Raw genomic sequence first — 1,079 nt, forward strand, 5'->3', positions numbered from 1 at the left:
CTGGTGGTACTGGATCTTGCGGAGGCCCTGGCGGACGGTGCGGATGAGGTGGTCTGGGTTGGTGAAGGCGACGTTGGCGGTGTAGCCGCGCCGCAGCAGTGACCACACACCTTCGACCGGGTTGAGCTCGGGCGCGTAGGCGGGTAGCTGGAAGACGGTCAGCCAGTCCTGGCCCTCGATGAACGCTCGCATGTCCGCACACACGTGAGTGCCGAGGTTGTCCCAGATCAGCACGATGGGGGCGCCGAGCTGGCGGTGGGCGGCGATCAGCAGGCCGCGGTAGTCGCTCCAGGCGAAGATCCTGCGCTCGCCGCGCCGGTTGCGGTGCCGCCTGGGCCGGTAGATCAGGCGGGACCGTTCGCCTGCCCGGTAGCAGGCCAGGGCGGCGGTGGAGAGCTGGCGCGAGGTGCGGCCACGGACCCGGATGATGGGCGTGTGTCCGCGCCGGGCCCAGGTGCGGGCGGTCGGCGGCGTCATCGAGAAGCCGGCCTCGTCCTCGAAGACTATCCAGGCCCCGAGCGCCGCCGCGGTGCCTCCGCCTGCGGCCAGGTCTCCTTCACCCAGCCGCAGATTGCCTCCTCGTCGTGTTCGACGGCCCGTCTGGCCGGCACCTGGCGGGAGAAGCCGTGCCGGATCAGCAGTTTGCGCACGCCCTGGAGGGTGTAGCTCTTGTGGAAGCGCCGCCCGATCACGGTCTTGATTCGCGCAGGCGTCCACCGCTGATCGGCCCAGCCATGCGCGACCGGGCCCTTGGCCAACTCAGCCTCCGGTACGGCAAACCGGGCATCGCTCAGCCGGGGAAGCGAGGCCGAACCCGCCGACCGCAGAGCCCGCGGGCCGCCTCTGTCCCAGGCCCGCCGCCACCGCTGGACCGAGCGGACGCTGACTCGTAACTCCCTTGCGATCGCCGAGCTCGGCACGCCCACGGCGAACCGCTCGGCGGCCATCATGCGGATCCCCTCGCGGAACTGTCGGCGCTCATCCGTCAGTCCGCCGCCCTGCGCCTACCTCATAACAACGGCGTACCGCGGGGATCAAGCCCTGTCAGCGACTACGACAACCCGAGTTCAAGCTCAGTA

General features: G+C 70.2%; 2 protein-coding genes. Both read right to left on the minus strand.

The genetic code is table 11. The features are described 5' to 3' along the window. Window positions 1–477, minus strand: a 477-nt coding sequence (locus ABZ624_RS43215) for a transposase (protein WP_360101290.1), incomplete at its 3' end; no start/stop codon positions are given. A gap of 26 nt (window positions 478–503) precedes the next feature. After that, window positions 504–989 (minus strand): winged helix-turn-helix domain-containing protein, encoded by a 486-nt coding sequence (locus ABZ624_RS43220; protein ID WP_360101293.1) that lies wholly within the window; start codon window positions 987–989, stop codon window positions 504–506. Between the last annotated feature and the right edge of the window lie 90 nt (window positions 990–1,079).

This window comes from Streptomyces sp. NPDC007205 (genome assembly GCF_040634095.1).
Lineage (GTDB): Bacteria > Actinomycetota > Actinomycetes > Streptomycetales > Streptomycetaceae > Streptomyces.